The organism is Microbacterium profundi (assembly GCF_000763375.1).
GTDB classification, from domain to species: domain Bacteria; phylum Actinomycetota; class Actinomycetes; order Actinomycetales; family Microbacteriaceae; genus Microbacterium; species Microbacterium profundi.
In genome coordinates this window covers 988,975-1,010,450 of the sequence record NZ_JPSY01000001.1, presented here as the reverse complement: position 1 = coordinate 1,010,450, position 21,476 = coordinate 988,975, and the positions used below count along the sequence as shown (strand labels likewise).

Here is a 21,476-nt window from a genome sequence, read left to right as displayed (position 1 = left end):
ACTTTCAAGGAGCTCTTATGACCACCGCGCCTGACGCGCCTGCAACCTCTTCCGACGACGGCTCCGGTGAGGAGGACGTCCACGAGCAGAAGGCCGTGCGCCTCGCCAAGCGCGAGCGTCTGATCGAGCAGCGAGCGGATGCCGCGGGGGGCGCGTTCCCCGTCGCCGTTCCGGTGACCCACACGATCCCGGCGCTGCGCGCCGAGTACGGCGAACTCGAAGCGGGGGCCGAGACCGGCGTCGTCGTCGGCGTCGCGGGTCGCGTCGTGTTCAGCCGCAACACCGGCAAGCTCTGCTTCGCCACGCTGCAGGCCGGAGACGGCTCGCGCATCCAGGCGATGATCTCACTCGCCGAGGTGGGCGAGGATTCGCTGGCGCGGTGGAAGGAGTTCGTCGACCTCGGCGACCACGTCTTCGTGCACGGCCAGGTGATCTCCAGCCGCCGCGGCGAGCTGTCGATCATGGCTGATGACTGGGCGATCGCATCGAAGGCGATCCTCCCGCTGCCGAACGCATACTCCGAACTCAGCGAAGAGGGGCGAGTGCGCAGCCGCTACCTCGACCTCATCGTGCGCGAGCAGGCACGCACCACGGTGCGAGCCCGCGCAGCCGTCAACGCGAGCCTGCGTGCGACCTTCGGCATACATGACTATCTCGAGGTCGAGACGCCCATGCTTCAGGTGCAGCACGGCGGCGCATCCGCCCGTCCGTTCATCACGCACTCCAACGCCTTCGACACCGAGCTGTACCTGCGCATCGCGCCGGAGCTCTACCTCAAGCGCGCCGTGGTCGGCGGTATCGAACGCGTCTACGAGATCAACCGCAACTTCCGCAACGAGGGGGCCGACTCGACGCACAGCCCCGAGTTCGCGATGCTGGAGGCCTACCAGGCATACGGCGACTACAACCAGATGGCCGAGCTGACACAGGAGCTCGTGCAGCAGGCGGCGATCGCCGTCTCGGGCTCCACCACTGTCACCTGGGCCGACGGCACCGAGTACGACCTCGGCGGCGAATGGGATCGCGTCTCGATGTACGAGTCGCTTTCCGAGGCGGCAGGACGCACGTTCACCCCGGACGATGTGGTCGAGGATCTCATCGCCTTCGCCGAGGCGAACGGCGTGGACGTTCCGTCGCACGCCATCCACGGCAAACTCATCGAGGAGCTGTGGGAGCACTTCGTCAAGGGCGACCTCGTGCGTCCGACGTTCGTGATGGACTTCCCCGTCGACACCTCGCCGCTGGTGCGCGAGCACCGCTCGATCGCGGGTGTCGTGGAGAAGTGGGACCTGTACATCCGCGGGTTCGAGCTGGCGACCGGATACTCCGAGCTCGTGGATCCCGTCATTCAGCGCGAGCGTTTCGTCGAACAGGCGAAGCTCGCAGCATCCGGCGACGTCGAGGCGATGCGCGTCGATGAGGAGTTCCTGCGAGCGCTCGAGCACGGCATGCCGCCGTCGGGCGGCATGGGCATGGGCATCGACCGTCTGCTGATGGCGATCACCGGGCTCGGCATCCGCGAGACGATCCTCTTCCCGCTGGTCAAGTAGCACTCACCTCTCGACCGCCTCGCCGCGGTGGAATGACCACTGCGGAAGCAGTGCCGCATTGATCATGCTGCCGATGAGGCAGGCGAGCGAGTATTCGGGATCGATCTCGCTCACGAGCCGCAGATAGTGGGCGGCGTGCGAGGAACGGCCGAGCGCCCAGGACAGCCAGGCTGCGGCCGTGAGCGGCGCCGGCCGCGATGCGCGGGGCGCGCGGGCGGCGGCGCCTCGTGCGATCGTCAACGCGACCCTGAGCCGATCGACGTCGGGGCGAGGACCGCGCCCGAGAAAGATCTCGCCCAGATGGTCGGGTACTGTCGTTCCGCCCGCGGCGTAGGCGAGCTGTGCGGTCAGTGCCCGTTTCCCGGTGCGCAGGTCGGTCGCCCATTGCAGCAGTGCCACATCGCGATACCGTGGCCGCTGCATGCACCACAGCAGTGCGGCCGTGGCGAACGGCGGCAGATTCTCCGGCGAGTCGAGCAGGTCTTCGAAGAAGCGCGGCAGATCTTCGAGCACCACGGATGCGGCGATCGCCTGCGGGTTCGTGCGTGCGCGGTCGGAGAGCCCCAGATGTTCATGAGCGAGCAGATCGGAGATCTCGAGCAGTGCACGGCCGACCCGCTCCTTCTCCGCGAGATCGACGACCGGCAGCGCCGTGCCGGAATCCTGGTCGCCCGCCACATCGGCCAGCCCCGGAATCGACACGGGTGCCGGAATATCGGCGATCGGATGCAGGGTCGGCTCATCGTGCAGGTAGCTCGCCCACCCTTCGGGGGTGACGCAGAGGGCGTCGACGATGTGCATGCCGAGGTCTTCGCTGAGGCCGAGGAGTTCGTCGACGACGATGCTCGACGGCAGCACGATCCCATCAGGCGTATGCTGCGGCGCCTCGTCGGTGTACACGACGACGGCGACGGCATCCGTCCCTCTGACCTGCGAGACCAGACCGATCGCGGTGTCGACGTACTCGTCGAGGTCGACGCCGTCTCGCGGCAGGTCGATGCGCATCGCGCCGTGTGCGCGGGAGCGCTGGAAAGGCAGCAGCACGATGCTCCGCCGTGGTGTGAACCCGGCGAGGGACGGGACGAGGCCGAGGAACTCGGCGGAATCTGTGGCGCGGAGGACTGTGTTCATGCCGTGAGTCTGGCCGATCAGGAGGCGTGCGAACGGCTGTGCACAGGGTGGATCAACGGTTCCCCGATGTGGAGGACGAGTCGAGGGAGCGTGGCGACGGCGTACGATGGAGGCATGGACAGCTTCTGGGTCGCCGCAGCGTGGTCGCTCCTGCCGACGATCGGAGTCAGCGTGGTCTTCTACATCGTGATACGCGGGATCGTCCGCTCCGACCGGACCGAGCGCAAAACGCACGCGCGGATCGAGGCGCAGGAGCGCGCAGCGCGCGGCCTCCCGCCTCGCGCCTCCTGATCCCTGCGATCGCACCTGCCGAGCGCTGTCGTCCGCACCGGCTACGCTGAGGCTGGCGCCGCATTCGGCGAGCACGCGCGGTGGATGTCGGGGGTGAGTCGCATGGAGCAATGGCCGTGGTGGGTTCTCGGCATCGCGATCGTGATCGACACCGTGATCCGCGTCACGGCGGTCATCATCATTCCGCGCAACCGCCGTCCGACCGCTGCGATGGCGTGGCTGCTCGCCGTGTTCTTCATCCCCTACATCGGGGTGATCCTCTTCCTCGTCATCGGCAATCCGCGTCTGCCTCGAGCGCGACGACGCAAACAGGATCAGATCAACGCCTACATCGATGAGACGAGCCACCAGTTGCATTTCGGCACGCTCCGCCCGAATGCCCCGGAATGGTTCCCGCCCATCGTGACGATGAACCAGAAGCTCGGCGCACTGCCGATCTCCGGAGACAACGGCGCTCATCTGATCAGCGACTACCAGAGCTCACTGGATGAGATGGCGGAGGCGATCCGCACCGCGGACGACTACGTGCACGTGGAGTTCTACATTCTGCAGTCGGATGACGCGACCGACAACTTCTTCCGCGCTCTCGAAGAGGTCGCGGCGCGCGGTGTCACCGTGCGGGTGCTGCTCGACCACTGGGCGAACCGCTGGAAGCCCCGCTATCGCGACACCATCAAGCGACTCGACGCGATGGGCGCCGACTGGCAGCTGATGCTGCCGATGCAGCCGCTCAAGGGCCGGATGCAGCGCCCCGATCTGCGCAACCACCGCAAGCTACTCGTCGTCGACGGCACGCTCGCCTTCGTCGGATCGCAGAACGTCACGGACTCCACGTACAACCTGCCCAAGAACATCAAGCGCGGACTGCACTGGGTCGACCTGATGGTGCGTGTGGACGGACCGATCGTGCTCAGCATCAACGCGATATTCCTCAGCGACTGGTACAGCGAGACCGACGAGGTGCTCGCCGAGATCGACATCACGCGGGCCGAGATCGGCAGTGGAGACCTGGACTGCCAGATCGTCCCCTCCGGACCCGGTTACGAGGTCGAGAACAACCTGCGACTCTTCCTCGCGCTGCTCTACGCGGCGCGCGAGAAGATCATGATCGTGAGTCCGTACTTCGTTCCGGATGAGGCACTGCTGCTCGCAGTGAACGCCGCATGCGACCGCGGCGTCGCGGTCGAGCTGTTCGTGTCCGAGGAGGGCGACCAGGCGGTGGTCTACCACGCGCAGCGCAGCTACTACGAGGCGCTGCTGCGCGCGGGCGTGCGCATCTGGATGTACCGCAGGCCGTACATCCTGCACACGAAGAGCCTCACGATCGACGATGAGGTGGCCGTCATCGGCTCGAGCAACATGGACATGCGCTCCTTCGGCCTGAATCTCGAGATCTCGATGCTGGTGCGAGGCGAGGAGTTCGTCGCCGAGATGCGGGCTGTCGAAGACCAGTACCGTGCGCTGAGCCGCGAACTCACCCTGGAGGAGTGGCTGCAGCAGCCTCTGCGCTCCACCGTGCTCGACAACCTCGCCAGGCTCACCTCCGCGCTGCAGTGAGCCTGTCGCATTCCCCGACGTCTCGACGCTGACACAGCGGCGAGCGACGGCTACTCTGATGGCATGACCACGCCATCGCGTCTCGTCCTTGCTGCATCGACTCTGTTCGCCGCGGCGTTGCTCGTCACCGGCTGTGCGACATCGCCCGGCTCATCGACGCCGACCAGCAGCGCGACGCCGGATGACTCGGGCAGTGCGACCGCGCCGCCGGCCGAGGACGACATCGAGGCGGCCTGGCTCGACGACGGCCGGATGTTCGCCATCGTCACGTGGGGGTCGTCGACGTGCGTTCCGATCGTGGATGAGGTCACCGCCGACGGGCAGAAGGTCACCGTCTCTCTGGTCGACCCGCCCAGCTCGGACGGTGCGGAGCAGGCGTGCACGGCCGATCTCGCACCGCGTGCGAGCGTCGGCGGCATGCCTGAGGGCGTCGATCCGACCAAGGACATCGAGTTCGTCGTCACGGTCGGCGACGTCACCGACGATGTCGATCTCGACGGCAACTCCGCGCTCACCGGGACGCCCGGCAGCTCCACCGAATACGCACCGAGCGCCGGCTGGTTCGACGACGACGGTGCGGTGCTGCTCACCTGGGGCTCATCCACCTGCCCACCGATCGTCGAGAGCGTCGAAGAGCAGCAGGGCGGTGCCACCGTCACGTTCACGACGGAAGACGGGGTATGCACGATGGACATGGTGCCGCGAGCCACCGTGCTCGCGTTCGGCAGTGATGACGGCAGTGATGACGGCAGCGATGACGGCAGCGATGACGGCAGCGATGACGACGACCAGGACGATGGCGAGTTCGTCCTGACGCTCGTCGGCGGCAATCTCGACGGCACCGTCTCGGTGATCAAGGGCTGAGGCAGCTCGCCGCGCGCTCAGAGAGAATCGACGGGATGCCCCTCGGGCAGCGCCAGCAGCAGAGCGCCGGGGGCGATGCGGCAGCGGATCCGCACGGCCTCGCCGAACTCGTCGCCGTCGAGTTCGATCGGTATCGGCTGCGTGGCGGCGGCTTCGGCGACCTTGCCGCGCAGGTAGCGCACCGACGCGTCCCTGCCGCGGCGTTGCAGCACCAGGCGCCCGGCGCGGAACCTGCGCAGCACCGAGTTGTCCCACCAGATCTTTCGCCACACCCCGAGCCATCCGAAGGGGCCGGTCGGCTGGATGATCGCGACATCCATCTCGCCGTCGGTGATCGACGCCGACGGGATAAGGGCGATCCTGGCGGGCAACGTGCCGCAGTTCGCGAAGAGCACGCTGTGCACCTTGGTCGAATGCAGTCGCGACTCGTCCATCTGATAGACGATCCGGAACGGCTTCGCGTTCGGGAGTGATCGCGCGGCCCCGTCGACGTACGCCACCCAGCCGACGGACTTCTTCAGGTCGGGACGCGTGTTGGCGATCATGTCGGCGTCCAGGCCGATGCCGGCGAGCACGACGAAAGCGTGCTCGGTCGTCTCGCCGCTCTCGCGGGTGAGAGCGGCCCAGCCGATGTCGATCGGATACCGGTACTCGCCGAGAGCGGCACGGATCATCGCCTCAGGGACGGCGAGGGGGAGTCCGAGGTTGCGTGCGAGCAGGTTGCCCGTGCCGCTGGGGATGATCGCCAGGGGGATCCCGGTGCTTGCCATCGCCTCGGCGACCGCCCGCACGGTGCCGTCACCGCCGGCGACGAGCACGACATCAGCGCCATCGGTGATGGCGGCGCGTGCGGCCTCCTGCCCGGCATCCTCGATCGTCGTCTGGTAGAAGAACGGCGCGGCCCACCCCGCGTCCTTCGACAGCTCGCGCACAGCGGAGCGCAGGCGCTTCTCGTCGACCTTGATGGGGTTGTAGACGAGGGCGGCCCGGCTCTGTGGGGAGGCGCTCTTCGGCATGCCGTTCACTCTACGTCCCCGCCTCAGCGCCGGCATGCACCCCCGGTAGACTTGATGAATGATCGACCTCGCCCTTCTCCGCGACCAGCCCGACCTCGTCCGCCGCTCGCAGATCGCGCGCGGCCACGACGCCGCCACCGTCGATGCGGCGATCGAGGCCGACCGATCGCGTCGGGCAGCGCTGAGCGCGTTCGAGGATCTGCGTGCGGAGCAGAACGCCTTCGGCAAGCAGGTCGCGAGGGCTCCCAAGGAGGAGAAGGCCGCCCTCGTCGCGCAGGTGAAGGAGCTCGCCGAACGCGTGAAGCAGGCGCAGCAGACGGCGAACGAGGCGGCGGATGCCGCGGCATCCGCTCTCGCCTTCATCGAGAACGTCGTGATCGACGGCGTGCCGGCAGGCGGGGAAGCGGACTTCGTCGAGTTGCGCCGCGTCGGAGAGGCACCCACCTTCGATCCGGCATCGTTCCCGAACGGCCCGCGCGACCACCTCGAGATCGGCGAACTGCTCGGCGCGATCGACATGGAGCGCGGCGTCAAGGTGTCCGGTTCGCGCTTCTACTTCCTCCGCGGCATCGGAGCGCGGCTCGAGATCGCGCTGATGAACATGGCGCTCGACAAGGCGCTGCAGAACGACTTCGTGCCGATGATCACCCCGACGCTGGTGCGTCCGGAGATCATGCAGGGCACCGGGTTCCTCGGCGAGCACGCTGACGAGGTCTACCACCTCGACAAGGACGACGACCTGTACCTGGTCGGCACCAGCGAGGTCGCGCTCGCCGGGTACCACAAGGACGAGATCGTCGACCTCTCCGGTGGCGCACTGCGCTACGCAGGGTGGTCGACCTGCTACCGCCGCGAGGCCGGCTCCTACGGCAAGGACACCCGCGGCATCATCCGGGTGCACCAGTTCAACAAGCTCGAGATGTTCGTCTACACCACGCAGGACGACGCTGAGGCGGAGCACCTGCGCCTCGTCGCGCTTCAGGAGGAGATGCTCACCGCTCTCGGACTCTCGTACCGGGTGATCGACGTCGCTGCGGGCGACCTCGGCTCCAGCGCCGCGCGCAAGTACGACATCGAGGCGTGGGTTCCGACGCAGGACGCGTTCCGGGAGCTCACCTCGACGTCCAACTGCACGACGTTCCAGGCGCGTCGCCTCGACGTGCGGCACCGCCCTTCGACAGGCTCAGGGAGCGCGGCGGAGGACGGGGCCACGGCGAAGACACAGCACGTTGCGACTCTCAATGGAACACTCGCGACGACCCGCTGGATCGTCGCGCTGCTCGAGACGCATCAGCAGCCGGACGGCTCGGTGATCGTGCCAGAGGCCCTGCGGCCGTACCTCGGCGGGGTGGAAGTTCTGGAGCCGACGCTTCGGGATGCGCAGGGGACACTTCGGCAGGCGGCGAAGTGACGGCTGCCTGGCTCGTCGGCCTCGACGTCGACGGAACGATCATCCTGCAGGACGAGACGATGAGCCCCGGCGTGCCGGAGGCAGTCGCGCGCGTGCGCGATGCCGGTCACTTCGTGACGATCGCGACAGGGCGAAGCTGGATGGCCACGGAGCGCTGGCTCGACGCGCTCGAGATCACCCCGGAGTTCGTCGTGTGCTCGAATGGCGCCGTGACGATGCGCCGCGTCGGCGAAGCATGGGAACGCTGGCACGTCGAGACGTTCGACCCGACTGCGGTTCTCGCGCTGCTCACCGAGCGACTGCCGGAGGCGCACTACATGGTCGAACTCGCGACCGGGCAGCGCCTGTTCACGGGTGAGCTCGACGATTGGACGCTCAACGGCGGCCGCATGGTCGAGCTGGATGAGCTCGGCGCCGAGCCGGTGTCGCGTGTGGTCGTGGTCTCGCCGGGGCACAGCGAGGACGACTTCCATCGTCTGGTAGCGGATGCCGGACTCAACGAGGTCTCGTACGCGATCGGCTGGACCGCGTGGCTCGACATCGCCCCGCAGGGAGTCGACAAAGGCACGGCGTTGGAGCGTGTGTATGCCGAACTCGGCATGCGCGGCCCCAATGTGTTCGTCGCCGGGGATGGCCGCAACGACCTCGGCATGTTCAGTTGGGCGCTCGGCATCGGCGGTCGTGCCGTGGCGATGGGGCAGGCGGTCGACGAGGTCAAGGATGCTGCGGGTGAAGTCACCGCAGACGTCGAAGTCGGCGGACTCGCGCTCGCATTGGACACGCTGGTGGATCATCCAGCGGTCCCCCAGGTGGGGACGAGACAATGAAACCGGCTAGACTCGACCACTGATCGGCGGATTCGTCCGTCGATGGAGGGTTGTCCGAGTGGCCGATGGAGCTGGTCTTGAAAACCAGTGGGCAGAGATGTCTCGTGGGTTCGAATCCCACACCCTCCGCATCATGAGCTGACTGCGGCACCCCCGACTGCAACAGACTCGAAAGGCATTGAGTGAGCGAGAAGATCCGTCGCCGCAGGACTGTGGCCCGCCACGGCCAGCTGCGGTCCCCGGGCCCGATCAATCAGCTTCTCAAGATCATCGGCATCGCGCTCGCCGTCGTGCTGGTGAGCGGGGTGAGTGTCAGTGCCTTCGTCGTGAGCGATCTGTACGGTACGGCCACGGCGGACGCTGTCGAACTCGAAGGGCAGAAGCCTGTGCCGCCCGACATCAGCGAGTACGAGGGCGGGTTCGACATGCTGCTCGTCGGAACCGACACGTGTGAAGAGGCTTACGCACAGCTGTTCGGCGACAGGTGCACCGGCGACGATGCTGCGGGCAACCTCAACGACGTCAACATCCTCGTGCATGTCTCCGAAGAGCCGCGTCGCATCACCGCGGTGAGCTTCCCGCGCGACCTGATGCTCCCGATTCCGGAGTGCACGCGTGAGGACGGCAGCGTCGCGTCGGCGATGAGCAAGCAGCCGCTGAACGGCGCGTACACGGACGGCGGCCTCAACTGCGTCGCCAAGACGATCACCGAGATCACCGGCCAGGACATCGAGTTCGCGGCATCCGTCACCTTCGGTGGTGTGATCGAGATCACGAACTCCATCGGCGGCGTCGACGTCTGCCTGGCCACTCCCATCAAGGACCGTTTCACCGGTCTCGACATGGCGGCCGGAACGCACACGGTCGAGGGGCTGCAGGCACTGCAGTTCCTGCGCACCCGCCACGGCGTCGGCGACGGCAGCGACCTGGGACGCATCGGCAACCAGCAGCAGTACATGTCGAGCCTGTCCCGCAAGCTCATCAGTGGCGAAGTTCTCGGCAACGTCCCGGTCATGCTGCGCCTGGCCAACACCGCACTCAGCAACCTCGAGGCCAGTACCTCCCTGACCAACCCGATGACGATCGTCCAGATCGCCCTCGCGGTCAAGGACGTGCCGTTCGAGGACATCGTGTTCCTTCAGTACCCGACGTTCACGGACTCCGACGACCCCAACAAGGTCGTCGCGAACACGGAGGCCGCGCAGGCGATGTGGGACGCGATCAACGCTAACCAGCAGCTGCAGGTCACATACCAGAACACCGAGAACGACGGTGTCGTGGTTCAGGAGCCCACCGCTCCCGTTGAGAGCGGGACCGGCACAGAGACTCCGGCGCCGACGGATACCGCCGTCGCCCTGCCGGACTCGATCAAGGGCAACTCGGCAGCACAGCAGACCTGCTCGAACGGCAACGTCCGCGAGTAGGGCGCTGCGCGCCTCGGGCCTGAGCGTCGTCGGCTGAGTCATCCGGTCGTCGACCGACGGATGATGAGCTCGGGCGGGAAGACGGTCTGACGCGGGATGCTGTCCGGATCGGCAGCTTCCTCGAGCACGATCCGCAGCGCCGTTCGCCCGATCATCCGACTGGGCTGACGGATCGACGACAGCGGCACCGCGGCTGCGGCAGCGAACGGGATGTCGTCGAATCCGATGATCGCGATCTCGTCGGGCACCAGCATCCGACCTCCCGAGACGAGCGACTGAAGGAGCCCGAGCGCGAGCAGATCGTTCGAGGCGAACAACGCGTCCGGCCATTCTCGACGCGGCCTCGCGAGGATTCGAGCGCCTGCCGCCGCGCCCTCCTCGACCGTCATCGCGGCCGTGGGGATGACTTCGAGATCGACGCGGGCGGACGCGTTCTCGGCCGCTGCCCGTGCACCGGCTAGCCGGTCGGTGACCTGACGCATCTCGAACGGACCGCCGACGAAGGCGACCCGTCGTCGGCCGCTCTCGATCAGGTGCTCCACGGCGAGCCGCCCACCGGCGACGCTGTCCACCGACACGGACGAGAAGCCGCTGTCTGCGCTGAACCGGTCGACGAGCACGGTGGCGATGCCGGAGGAGCGGAACCGGCGCAGCTGCGTCATCACATCGCCGTACGGGGCGATGAGAAGCCCGCGCACCTGCTGCTCCCGGAACAGATCGAGGTAGACCTTCTCGCGCGACGGGTCCTCATCGGTGTTGCCGTAGAGGATAGCGATACCGTGACGAGTCGCCTCGTCCTCTGCGCCGCGGACGACGTCATTGTAGAACGGATTCTGGCCGTCGAGCACGACGAACCCCACGGTCGTGCTGACACCGGCGCGGAGCTTCCGGGCAGCGTCGTTGCGCACATATCCGAGTTCCTCGATCGCCGAACTGACGCGCTGCACGGAATCCGCCGAGACCTCTTCGGGACGGTTGAGCACGTTCGAGACGGTGCCGACGGAGACGCCGGCACGCTGCGCGACATCGCGGATGCTCACCGACACGACCTCACCTCTCCTCGTTGATCGATCACGATTCGGTCACCGTGGTGTTGACCTCGTGGCGTTGTTTCATACACTAGCTTGAAACGTACATGAATCGATTCATGTTAGATTCAGTCGCAGATCAGATCGATCCCCTCAACGGAGAGGACGCGCCAGTGGCCGTCGAAGTCGAGAACAGCAGCCCAGCGGATGCCGCGCTGGAACTGCATCGCGTCGTGAAGTCCTTCGGGCCGGTCGTGGCGCTGCGCTCCGGCAGCCTGACGTTGCGCTCGCAGTCGATCCATGCGCTGATCGGAGAGAACGGCGCGGGAAAGTCCACGCTCGTGAAGATCATGGCCGGGCTGTACCGCCGCGACTCCGGAGAGTTCCGACTGCACGGCGACGACGTCGACTTCACCAGCACGGCGCAGTCCAAGGCTGCCGGCATCGCCGTGATCTATCAGGAGCCGACCCTGTTCCCCGATCTCTCGGTCACCGAGAACATCTTCATGGGGCGGCAGCCGACGAGCAGGATCGGACGCATCGACCGCAAGTCGATGCGTCAGGAGGTCGAGCAGATCTTCCGGAGGCTGGGCGTCTCCCTCGACCCTGATCGCATCACCGAGGGCCTCTCGATCGCAGATCAGCAGATCATCGAGATCGCCAAGGCGATATCTCTCGATGCCAGCGTGCTCATCATGGACGAGCCGACCGCGGCGCTCAGCGGGGTAGAGGTCGAACGTCTCTTCGCGGTCGCTCGCAGTCTTCGCGATGAGGGACGGGCGGTGCTGTTCATCTCGCACCGCTTCGACGAGGTCTTCGCCCTGTGCGACACCGTCACCGTCATGCGCGACGGCGCGTACATCAGCACCACGGCGATCGCCGAGACGACCGTCGACGAACTCGTCCGGCAGATGGTCGGTCGAGACGTCACGGAACTCTTCCCCAAGCAGACCGTGCCGATCGGTGACCCGTTGCTCGAGATCAAGGACCTCACGAGCCCCGGCATCTTCCATGACATCTCGTTCACCGTGCGAGCCGGCGAGATCGTCGCACTCGCCGGACTCGTCGGCGCCGGTCGGAGTGAGGTCGCCCGTGCGGTTTTCGGCGTCGACGCGTACCGCGAAGGCGAGGTGCGCATGCTGGGCGAGACCGTACCGCGCCACAGCCCGACCCACGCCATGCGCGCAGGTCTCGCGCTGGTTCCTGAGGATCGGCGCAAGCAGGGCCTCGTGATCGAGTCCGGAGTCGGAAGCAACATCACGATGGCGATCCGCAGTCGGCTCGCGAAGTTCGGTCTCCTGACCACCGGCATGGAGAATCGCGCCGCGAAGGAATGGGCCAGCCGACTCGAGGTCAAGGCGCACGCCCTCGACACGGTCTCCTCCACGCTCTCCGGCGGCAACCAGCAGAAGGTCGTGCTCGCGAAATGGCTGGCGACGAACCCGCGAGTGCTCATCATCGATGAACCGACGCGCGGTATCGACGTCGGCACCAAGGCAGAGGTGCACCGACTGCTCTCCCAGCTCGCCGGTGAAGGCATGGGCATCCTCATGATCTCGTCGGAGCTCCCGGAGGTGCTGGGGATGGCCGACCGCGTGCTGGTCATGCGCGAGGGGCGAATCACGGCCGAGATCGACCGCGCAGACGCGACCAGCGAGAACGTCATGTTCGCCGCCACACATGCAATGGAGATCCACTCGTGACCACCACCGCGATCCAGCGCTCAGGACTGGGCAAGGCCATGGGCGGCGTCGGCCGGGCGCGGGAGTTCGGCATCCTGATCGCCCTGGCGCTGGTCGTCATCGCCGCGACGGCGAAGAACCCGAACTTCCTGTTCAGCGCAGACGGATGGCGCGACCTGCTGCTCACGCCGTCGATCCTCGTGCTCGTCGCGGTCGGACAGGCCATCGTCATCATCACCCGCAACGTCGACCTCTCAGTCGGGTCGGTGATGGGACTGACCGCCTATCTCACCGGACGACTGTTCATCGACATCCCCGGCATCCCGATCGTCTTCGTCGTCATCGCAGCCGTCGCCTTCGGCGGGCTGCTGGGTCTCGTCAACGGCGCGCTGGTCGCCTTCGCGAAGGTCCCCGCCATGGTGATCACGCTCGGCACGCTGTACGCCTACCGCGGCATCAACGTGCTCTGGGCGGGCAGCGACCGGGTCAACGCCTCCGACATGCCCAAGGACTTCCTCGGGCTCGGAACGGCCCAGCTCATCGGCATCCCCGTGCTCGCGATCGTCGCGGTGATCGTGCTCGCGGCGGCCGCCTGGTACATGCGCAACACCCGCGGAGGACGTGAGTACTACGCGATCGGCTCTGACCCTGCTGCCGCGGAGCTTTACGGTCTCAAGGTCACGCGACGCCTGCTCACCGCCTTCGTGCTTTCCGGCGCGCTCGCCGGACTCGCCGGAGTCTTCTATGCCGCGCGTTACGGGTCCGTCAGCTCCCAGGCGGGCGCTGGTTGGGAACTGGATGCTGTCGGCGCTGCCGTGATCGGCGGCATCGCGATCACTGGAGGCGTCGGCTCGGTGTGGGGCGCCGCGATCGGCGCGATGCTGCTGATGACCATCAACCGCGCGCTCCCGATCCTCGGCATCCAGGACTTCTGGCAGCGGGCCGTCGTCGGCGCGCTCATCATCGGCGCCATCGTGCTCGACCGCGTGCTCGCGGTCAGACAGAAACGGCGTCTCATCGAGGCGAGGGACGAATCATGACCGCCACCACGGCCACGGCCACGACCCGAGTCATCCGGGAGCACGACCGCCCGCTCTGGCACCGAGTGCTGTTCACCAGGGAGATGGCGATCATCGCGCTCCTCATCCTCGTGGTGATCGTCGCGATGTCGACGGTGCGAGGATTCGCGCAGCCGATCACGCTGAACTACCTGCTGCTCGACGTCGCTCCGATCCTGCTCATCGCGCTGCCCATGGCGTTGATCATGGCCACGGGCGAGATCGACCTGTCGGTGGGCAGCATGGTCGGACTCGCCAGCGTCGTGACGGGCGTACTCACCCAGGCGGGCGCCCCGTTCGAGGTCGCCGCCCTCGCGGCTCTTGCCGTCGGAGTGGTCGGCGGCGCGGTCAACGGGTTCCTTGTGACGGTGGTCGGGCTCCCGTCGCTCGCTGTCACGATCGGCACGCTCGCGCTGTTCCGCGGCCTCGCGGTCGGGCTGCTCGGCACCACGGCGGTCACCGACTTCCCCGAGATGTGGACGGCATTGGCCAAGGCGAAGATCGCCGGCACCACGATCCCGTACATCACCGTGCCGTTCCTCGTGCTGCTCGTGATCTTCGTGGTGCTGCTGCACTTCACGCCGTTCGGCCGCGGTATCTACGCGATCGGCCTGTCGAAGGATGCCGCGCGATTCTCCGGCGTGCACGTCGAACGCACGAAGTTCATCCTGTTCGTGCTCGCCGGCGTCGTCGCGGCATTCGCCGGAATCTTCTTCACGCTGCGCTTCGGCAGCGCCCGTGGCGACAATGCGACAGGCCTCGAGCTGCAGGTGATCGCGGCAGTGGTGCTCGGCGGTGTGTCGGTGTTCGGCGGCCGCGGCCGATTGCACGGGGTCGTCGCCGCTGTGCTCCTGATCGGTGTGCTCTCCAGTGGGTTGCGACTGGCGAACGTCACCTCGGATGTGATCAACATCATCACCGGCGGTCTTCTCGTCGCATCCGTGGTCGCGGCGAGCCTGCTCGCGTGGGCGCAGCGACTTCGCGCCAGGATTCCTCCCTCACGTCTCACAGCCTCCTCTGCATCCTGAGGCGCCTCGTGCCACCGGCATCCGTCTGTGGCAGCATCCACGAAAGGAAGAACAATGAAGTTTTCACGCAAGCGTGTCACGGCTTTCGCGGCTGTCGCCGTGGCCGCGGCGCTGGTCCTGACCGGCTGCGCCGACACCGGCAGCGGGACGGGTGGTGACGGCGGCGGGGCCGAAGGCGGCTCCGACAACCTCACCATCACGTTCCTGCCGAAGAACCTCGGCAACCCGTACTTCGACACGTCCAGCAAGGGCGGCAAAACCGCGGTCGACGAGCTCGGCGGCACGTTCGCCGAGGTGGGACCGGCTGAGGCGACTCCCGATGCCCAGGTGAGCTACATCAACACGGCCACGCAGCAGGGCGTCGGTGCTCTGGTCGTCTCGGCGAATGATCCGAAGGCCATCTGCGATGCGCTGAACGAGGCGCGCGACGCGGGCGTCAAGGTCGTCACGTTCGACTCCGACACCAACCCGGACTGCCGCGACCTGTTCATCAACCAGGCCGATGCCGAGGGCATCGCGAAGGTGCAGGTCGACCTGATCGCCGAGCAGATCGGTGGCGCGGGCGAGATCGCGGTGCTGTCGGCCTCGGCGAACGCGACCAACCAGAACGCCTGGATCGACCTGATGGCGGAGTACCTCGCGAGTGACTACCCCGACATCACGCTCGTCGAGACGGTGTACGGCGACGACGACGACCAGACCTCGTTCGACAAGACCGCGGCACTGCTGCAGACGTACCCGAACCTGAAGGGCATCATCTCGCCCACGACGGTCGGTATCGCCGCAGCGGCCCGCTACCTCTCGACGTCCGACTACAAGGGCGCCGTCGCGCTGACAGGTCTAGGCACGCCGAACCAGATGCGCGAATACGTCGAGGACGGCACGGTCACCGCGTTCGCACTGTGGAACCCGGAGGAGCTCGGTTACCTGTCCGCCTACGCGGCAGCCGCACTCACCCAGGGCGACATCACCGGCGCCGAGGGCGACACCTTCGAAGCCGGAGACCTCGGCGAGTACACGGTCGGCGCCGACGGCACCGTCCTGCTCGGCGACCCGTTCGAATTCAACGCGGACAACATCGGCGACTTCGACTTCTGAGTCGCGGGCCACGACGCCCCGGCTGCTCGCGCGGTCGGGGCGTCCTGCTGCGCGCGGGAGGCTGCGCGGGAGGCAGGGCGCGGGAGGTGGGGCGCGGGAGGCACGGCGCGGGAGGTGGCGCTACTGGTCGCATCGGGGCGGCTTCAGCGGCACTTCGCGACACCTCCCCCGCGTGTCTGTGACGGGAGGTGGCGCTTGTGGCCGCTCTAGTCCGCGTTCGGCGACACCACGGGACACCTCCCGGGACCTCCCCGGGCGTGTGACGCTAGCGGAGGGCTGCACGCAGTCGCGACGGTCCTCAGCTGGTGTCGAAGCGCATGGGCTCGTGCGTGCGGGCGACCAGTGCTCGCAGCTCCTCGAGCGTCGCGGGCGCGGCGCCCAGCGTACGGGCCTGCACGAGCACGTTGCCGAGTGCGGTCGCCTCGACGGGCCCCGCGAGCACCGGAAGACCCGAGCGGTCGGCGGTCGCCTGGCACAGCAGCCGGTTGAGCGATCCGCCGCCGACGAGATGGATGCTGTCGAGTTGACGCCCCGACAGATCGCCCGCGGTGCGCACGGCCGAAGCGAAGGCCGCGGCGATCGACTCGACGATCGCGCGGGCGAAGGCCGGGCGACTGTCGGGAACGACCGAGCCGCCGGCGTGCAGCACAGCGGCGATTCGCGCGGGCATATCGCCAGGAGCGCTCAACGACACGTCGTTCGCGTCGAACAGCGCGATGTCAGCGGGCACGGCGGACGCGGCATCCAGCAGATCGGGCAGGTCGATCGCCGCGCCGTCCTCCGCCTCCCACGCGCGCACCGTCTCGCTCAGCAGCCAGAGCCCCGTGACGTTGTGGAGGAAGCGGTAGCGTCCGTCGACACCGAGTTCGTGCGTGAAGTTGGCTTCGCGTGCAGCATCCGTCAGCACCGGCTCGGAGAGTTCGACGCCGACAAGACCCCAGGTGCCGCACGAGATGTATGCCGCGTTCGGCGACGAAAGCGGCACGGCGACGACGGCGGATGCCGTGTCATGCGAGCCGACCGCGATGACGGGGAGGTCTTTTCCGATGCGTGCCGCGAGCTCGGGGCGCAGCATCCCGATCCGCGTGCCGGGATTGACCAGAGCGGGGAGCGCGGCTGAGGGGATGCCGAGGCGATCCGCCAGCTCGACGTCCCACTCGCCCGAACGCACACCCAGGAGTCCTGTCGTCGAGGCGTTCGTCCGCTCCGCGACGCGGGTGCCCGTCAGCAGGAAAGCGATCAGATCCGGGATGAGCAGCGCGGCGTCAGCATCCGCCAGCCGCTCGTCGACGCGGTACTGGTACAGCGTGTTGAACGGCAGGAACTGCAGCCCGTTGCGCTGATACAACTCGGCGAACGGAACGACCTCGTGCACCTCCACGACGCCGCGCTCGCAGCGCGGATCACGGTAGTGGAACGGCTGCGTGAGCAACTCGCCGTCACGCAGCAGCCCGTAGTCCACGGCCCAGGAATCGATGCCGATGCTCTCGATGGCCGGTTCGCGGCGGACCGCTTCGGCTAGGCCGACGATGATGTGGCCATAGAGCGCGTCGAAATCCCAGTGCAGGCCGTCTTCGAGTTCGACGGGGCCATTCGGGAACCGGGTGACGAGCTCCAGGTCTAGGGTGTCAGGTCCGACGCGCCCGATCATGACGCGTCCCGACGTGGCGCCGAGGTCGACTGCGGCTACGGCGCGGGTCGGTTCGCCGTGCGAGGCGGTTTCGACTCGTCGCTGCGCTCCTCGCTCGACCCGTTTCGTCTCGCTGCGCTCGCTCAACGACCCGGGGGTACGCTCGCTCGGCGACCCGTCAGTTGTCATCGGAGGAAGGCTGCGGCGACGCCGGAGTCGACCGGGATGTGCAGACCCGTCGTGCGGCTGAGCTCCGGGCCCGTGAGCACGAACACGGCATCCGCGACGTTCTCGGGCACGACCTCGCGCTTGAGGATCGTGCGATTCGCGTAGAACTGGCCGAGATCCTTCTCGTCGACGCCGTAGGTCGCAGCGCGGTTCGCGCCCCAGCCTGAGGCGAAGATACCGGAGCCGCGCACGACGCCGTCGGGGTTGATGCCATTGACGCGGATGCCGAACTCGCCGAGTTCGACGGCCAGCAGGCGCACCTGGTGGGCCTGATCGGCCTTGGTCGCGGAGTAGGCGATGTTGTTCGGACCGGCGAAGACGGAGTTCTTCGACGAGATGTAGATGATGTCGCCGCCGAGCTTCTGATCGATGAGCACCTTGGCTGCGGCCTTGGAGACGAGGAACGAGCCCTTCGCCATGACGTCGTGCTGCAGGTCCCAGTCCTTCTCGGTGGTCTCCAGCAACGGCTTCGAGAGCGACAGGCCGGCGTTGTTCACGACGAGGTCGACGCCGCCGAAGGCGAGCACGGCGTCGTTCAGCGCCGCCTGCACGGCATCGGCATCCGCGACGTTGGCGGCGACGCCGATCGCGACATCCGTGTTCCCGAGCTCGGCAGCGGCGGCCTGCGCCTTCTCGAGATCGAGGTCGGCGACGACGACACAGGCGCCCTCCGCGGCAAGTCGGACGGCGATGGCCTTGCCGATTCCGGATGCCGCGCCCGTGACGAATGCGATGCGACCCTGGTGCGACTTGGGCTTCGGCATCCGCTGCAGCTTCGCCTCCTCCAGCGCCCAGTACTCGATGTTGAACTTCTCGGCATCCGAGATGGGGGAGTAGGTCGAGAGCGACTCCGCGCCGCGCATCACGTTGATCGCGTTCACATAGAACTCGCCGGCGACGCGGGCGGTCTGCTTGTTCGCGCCGTACGAGAACATGCCGATGCCGGGGACCAGAACGATGAGTGGATCTGCGCCGCGGATCGCCGGGCTCTCGTCCGTCGCGTGCGCGTCGTAGTAGGCCTGGTAGTCGGCGCGGTACTCGGTGTGCAGTTCGTGCAGGCGCGCGATCTGCTCGTCGACGGATGCCGTCGTCGGAAGGTCGAGGATGAGCGGCTTGACCTTGGTGCGCAGGAAGTGGTCGGGGCAGCTGGTTCCGAGAGCAGCGAGCTCTGGTGAGCGCTCGGATGCCAGGAAGTCGAGCACGACGTCGGAGTCGGTGAAGTGGCCGACCATCGGCTTGTCCGTCGATGCGATGCCGCGGACCGTGCCGGCGATGGCAGCGGCGCGCTCACGACGTTCGTCCGACGGCAGTGCCGTGAACCCGTCACGCGTGCTGCCGAAGGGGTCGGCCTTGCCGTTCGCCTCGATGTAGGCGGCGGCGGTGTCGATGATCCACAGCGAGTTGGCCTCTGCCTCCTCGGACGTGTCGCCCCAGGCGGTGATGCCGTGGCCGCCGAGGATCGTGCCGATCGCGGCCGGGTTCTGCTTCTTGATCTCTGCGATGTCGAGTCCGAGCTGGAACCCGGGGCGGCGCCACGGCACCCAGACGACCTTCTCGCCGAAGATCTTCGTGGTCAGCGCCTCGCCGTCGGCGGCCGTGGCGATCGCGATGCCGGAGTCGGGATGCAGGTGGTCGACGTGCGCAGCATCCACCAGGCCGTGCATGGCGGTGTCGATCGAGGGCGCAGCCCCGCCCTTGCCGTGCAGGCAGTAGTCGAACGCGGCGACCATCTCATCTTCACGCTCGACGCCGGGGTAGACGTCGACGAGGGCACGGAAGCGGTCGAGGCGCAGCACCGCGAGGCCCTGCTCCTTCAGCGTTCCGAGGTCTCCGCCGGAGCCCTTGACCCACAGCAGTTCGACGGGCTGGCCGGTGACGGGATCTGTTTCGGTGCCCTTGGCGGAGGTGTTGCCGCCGGCGTAATTCGTGTTCTTCGGATCCGCGCCGAGGCGGTTCGACCGCGCGATGAGGGCGGCGGCAGTGGGATTCGTCATGTCAAAGTCCTTGTATCGAAGTCTTGAGGGCGGCGCTTACGCGCCCCAGCCGGCCTGGACGCCGCCGACGCGGTCGGCCGCGATCTTCTGCTGGTAACCGGATGCCGCGTATGCCGCCATCGGGTCGCCGGCGAGGCCGCGCGTCTCGCGCCATTCGGCGAGGGCCGGGCGCACGTCGGTGTAGAACGCGTCCATGAACACGGCATTGGCCGCGAGAACGTCGCCCGACTTCTGCGCGGCGGTCAGGGCATCCTTGTCGACGAGCAGCGCGCGCGCCGTCATCTCCTGCACGTTCAGCACCGAGCGGATCTGGCCGGGGATCTTGTCCTCGACGTTGTGGCACTGGTCGAGCATGAACGCCACGTCGGGGTTGTTCAGGCCGCCGCCACGGATGACCTCGAACAGGATGCGGAACAGCTGGAACGGGTCGGCCGCGCCGACGATGAGGTCGTCGTCGGCGTAGAAGCGCGAGTTGAAGTCGAAGGAGCCCAGCTTGCCGAGACGCAGCAACTGCATGACGATGAACTCGATGTTCGTGCCCGGCGCATGGTGGCCCGTGTCGAGGCACACCATGGCCTTGTCGCCGAGCGAAGCCACCTGCGCGTATGAAGTCCCCCAGTCCGGAACGTCGGTGTGGTAGAAAGCGGGCTCGAAGAACTTGTACTCCAGCACGAGGCGCTGGTCGTCGCCGAGGCGCGCGTAGATCTTCTGCAGGGATTCGTTGAGGCGGTCCTGGCGGCCGCGCAGGTCGGCCTGGCCCGGGTAGTTCGAGCCCTCGGCGAGCCAGATCTTCAGGTCGCGCGATCCGGTCGCATCCATCACGTCGATGCAAGCGAGGTGGTGATCGATCGCCTTGTTGCGGACCGCCGCGTCCTCGTGAGTGAGAGCGCCGAACTTGTAGTCGTCGTCCTGGAACGTGTTGGAGTTGACGGTGCCGAGTGAGACGCCGAGGTCTTCCGCGTGCTTGCGCAGGTCATCGTAGGAGTCGACGAGGTCCCACGGGATGTGCAGCGCGACGCTCGGCGCGAGGGCGGTGTACTTGTTGACCTGCGCGGCATCAGCAATCTTCTCCCACGGGTCACGCGGCGTGCCGGGAGTGCCGAACACCTTGAAGCGGGTGCCGGAGTTTCCGAACGCCCACGACGGCAGTTCGATCGACTGCTTCTCGAGCTCGGTGAGGACGGCGGGGTTGAGAATGCTCATGACTGTTCGCTTTCTGCGGAGGTGTCGGATGCTGAGGCGGAGAGCTGCTCCGCGAGATTGAAGACTTCGGTGAGTGGGGATGCGGCCTGGTCGGGTCGGCCGTCGAGGTCGACGAAGAATCGCGCCATCTCGGCTTCCCAGCGGGTGGCGACCTCGGACTGTGCGAGGTACGCCCGAGCGGATGCGTCGTCATCGGTCTCGTAGTAGCCGATCAGGGTGCCGCCCTCGCCGAGGAACAGCGAGTAGTTGCGGCGACCGGCTGCGGCGATCTCGGCGAGCATCTCCGGCCGAACAGGCGAATGGCGGCGAAGGTACTCGTCCAGTAGCTCAGGGCGTACCTGCAGCTGGAAGCAGACGCGGGTTGCGGCTGTCATCGGTGGCATGCTCCTCGGTGAGTCGTGGGGTCGTGAATCGTTTCAATGATAGGTCGATGGACAGCTGCCCGCAACATCGATC

Annotated in this window: 18 protein-coding genes and 1 tRNA gene; 12 read left to right on the top strand and 7 right to left on the bottom strand. The window is 67.1% G+C overall.

The genetic code is table 11. The features are described 5' to 3' along the window. Positions 1-17: 17 nt before the first annotated feature. Complete coding sequence (gene lysS, locus JF52_RS0104705; protein ID WP_033105236.1) at positions 18-1,550, top strand: lysine--tRNA ligase; 1,533 nt, start codon at positions 18-20, stop codon at positions 1,548-1,550. A 3-nt stretch (positions 1,551-1,553) separates the two neighbouring features. Here the strand turns inward: lysS and JF52_RS0104700 are convergent, their stop codons facing one another. Then, entirely contained in the window at positions 1,554-2,681 is a 1,128-nt protein-coding gene (locus JF52_RS0104700) for a DUF4192 family protein (RefSeq protein WP_033105235.1), read from the bottom strand. A gap of 114 nt (positions 2,682-2,795) precedes the next feature. Between JF52_RS0104700 and JF52_RS17580 the strand changes: the two genes are divergently transcribed. From JF52_RS17580 to JF52_RS0104690, 3 genes are all read left to right on the top strand, one after another. Then, a complete protein-coding gene (locus JF52_RS17580; protein ID WP_200880944.1) occupies positions 2,796-2,972 on the top strand; it encodes a hypothetical protein in 177 nt (58 codons plus the stop codon). 102 nt (positions 2,973-3,074) lie between these two features. After that, positions 3,075-4,529 (top strand): cardiolipin synthase, encoded by a 1,455-nt coding sequence (gene cls / locus JF52_RS0104695; RefSeq protein ID WP_033105234.1) that lies wholly within the window; start codon positions 3,075-3,077, stop codon positions 4,527-4,529. 63 nt (positions 4,530-4,592) lie between these two features. Beyond that, a complete protein-coding gene (locus tag JF52_RS0104690) occupies positions 4,593-5,393 on the top strand; it encodes a hypothetical protein (RefSeq protein ID WP_033105233.1) in 801 nt (266 codons plus the stop codon). Between the two features lie 17 nt (positions 5,394-5,410). On the opposite strand, the gene JF52_RS0104685 is transcribed toward JF52_RS0104690, so the two are convergent. Further along, positions 5,411-6,409: a diacylglycerol/lipid kinase family protein gene (locus tag JF52_RS0104685; RefSeq protein ID WP_033105232.1), complete on the bottom strand. Its 999-nt coding sequence runs from the start codon at positions 6,407-6,409 to the stop codon at positions 5,411-5,413. 58 nt (positions 6,410-6,467) lie between these two features. Here JF52_RS0104685 and serS point away from each other — a divergent pair, with 58 nt between their 5' ends. From serS to JF52_RS0104665, 4 genes are all read left to right on the top strand, one after another. Next, on the top strand, positions 6,468-7,820 hold the full coding sequence (serS, locus tag JF52_RS0104680) for a serine--tRNA ligase (protein WP_033105231.1): 1,353 nt from the start codon (positions 6,468-6,470) through the stop codon (positions 7,818-7,820). Next, a complete protein-coding gene (locus tag JF52_RS0104675; protein ID WP_033105230.1) occupies positions 7,817-8,647 on the top strand; it encodes an HAD family hydrolase in 831 nt (276 codons plus the stop codon). The genes serS and JF52_RS0104675 overlap by 4 nt, the downstream gene beginning before the upstream one ends. Positions 8,648-8,691: 44 nt before the next feature. Beyond that, positions 8,692-8,776: transfer RNA gene (locus JF52_RS0104670), tRNA-Ser, on the top strand. 53 nt (positions 8,777-8,829) lie between these two features. Then, the gene (locus JF52_RS0104665; protein WP_033105229.1) at positions 8,830-10,071 is read left to right on the top strand and encodes an LCP family protein; all 1,242 of its coding nucleotides are present in this window, start codon (positions 8,830-8,832) and stop codon (positions 10,069-10,071) included. 38 nt (positions 10,072-10,109) lie between these two features. Here the strand turns inward: JF52_RS0104665 and JF52_RS0104660 are convergent, their stop codons facing one another. Further along, on the bottom strand, positions 10,110-11,117 hold the full coding sequence (locus tag JF52_RS0104660) for a LacI family DNA-binding transcriptional regulator (RefSeq protein WP_033105228.1): 1,008 nt from the start codon (positions 11,115-11,117) through the stop codon (positions 10,110-10,112). A 101-nt stretch (positions 11,118-11,218) separates the two neighbouring features. Here JF52_RS0104660 and JF52_RS0104655 point away from each other — a divergent pair, with 101 nt between their 5' ends. The 4 genes from JF52_RS0104655 to rhaS are packed head-to-tail and all read left to right on the top strand — an operon-like array spanning position 11,219 to position 15,965. Continuing rightward, positions 11,219-12,802 carry a sugar ABC transporter ATP-binding protein gene (locus JF52_RS0104655; protein ID WP_084595769.1) on the top strand — a complete coding sequence of 528 codons (1,584 nt, stop codon included), beginning with the start codon at positions 11,219-11,221 and terminating at the stop codon, positions 12,800-12,802. A gap of 38 nt (positions 12,803-12,840) precedes the next feature. Next, the gene (locus JF52_RS0104650) at positions 12,841-13,821 is read left to right on the top strand and encodes an ABC transporter permease (RefSeq protein ID WP_052166917.1); all 981 of its coding nucleotides are present in this window, start codon (positions 12,841-12,843) and stop codon (positions 13,819-13,821) included. Next, positions 13,818-14,867: an ABC transporter permease gene (locus JF52_RS0104645; protein ID WP_033105226.1), complete on the top strand. Its 1,050-nt coding sequence runs from the start codon at positions 13,818-13,820 to the stop codon at positions 14,865-14,867. Before JF52_RS0104650 ends, JF52_RS0104645 begins: the two co-directional genes overlap by 4 nt. Before the next feature lie 54 nt (positions 14,868-14,921). Then, positions 14,922-15,965, top strand: coding sequence for a rhamnose ABC transporter substrate-binding protein (gene rhaS / locus JF52_RS0104640; RefSeq protein WP_033105225.1), 1,044 nt, complete (start codon positions 14,922-14,924; stop codon positions 15,963-15,965). A 298-nt stretch (positions 15,966-16,263) separates the two neighbouring features. Here rhaS and JF52_RS0104635 read toward each other — a convergent pair whose 3' ends face one another. From JF52_RS0104635 to JF52_RS0104620, 4 genes are all read right to left on the bottom strand, one after another. Further along, the gene (locus tag JF52_RS0104635; RefSeq protein WP_052166916.1) at positions 16,264-17,616 is read right to left on the bottom strand and encodes a rhamnulokinase; all 1,353 of its coding nucleotides are present in this window, start codon (positions 17,614-17,616) and stop codon (positions 16,264-16,266) included. 164 nt (positions 17,617-17,780) lie between these two features. Beyond that, on the bottom strand, positions 17,781-19,817 hold the full coding sequence (locus tag JF52_RS0104630; protein ID WP_033105224.1) for a bifunctional rhamnulose-1-phosphate aldolase/short-chain dehydrogenase: 2,037 nt from the start codon (positions 19,815-19,817) through the stop codon (positions 17,781-17,783). A gap of 36 nt (positions 19,818-19,853) precedes the next feature. Continuing rightward, positions 19,854-21,020, bottom strand: a complete 1,167-nt coding sequence (rhaI, locus tag JF52_RS0104625) for an L-rhamnose isomerase (RefSeq protein WP_033105223.1) — start codon at positions 21,018-21,020, stop codon at positions 19,854-19,856. Next, positions 21,017-21,403: an L-rhamnose mutarotase gene (locus JF52_RS0104620; RefSeq protein WP_084595570.1), complete on the bottom strand. Its 387-nt coding sequence runs from the start codon at positions 21,401-21,403 to the stop codon at positions 21,017-21,019. The genes rhaI and JF52_RS0104620 overlap by 4 nt, the downstream gene beginning before the upstream one ends. Between the last annotated feature and the right edge of the window lie 73 nt (positions 21,404-21,476).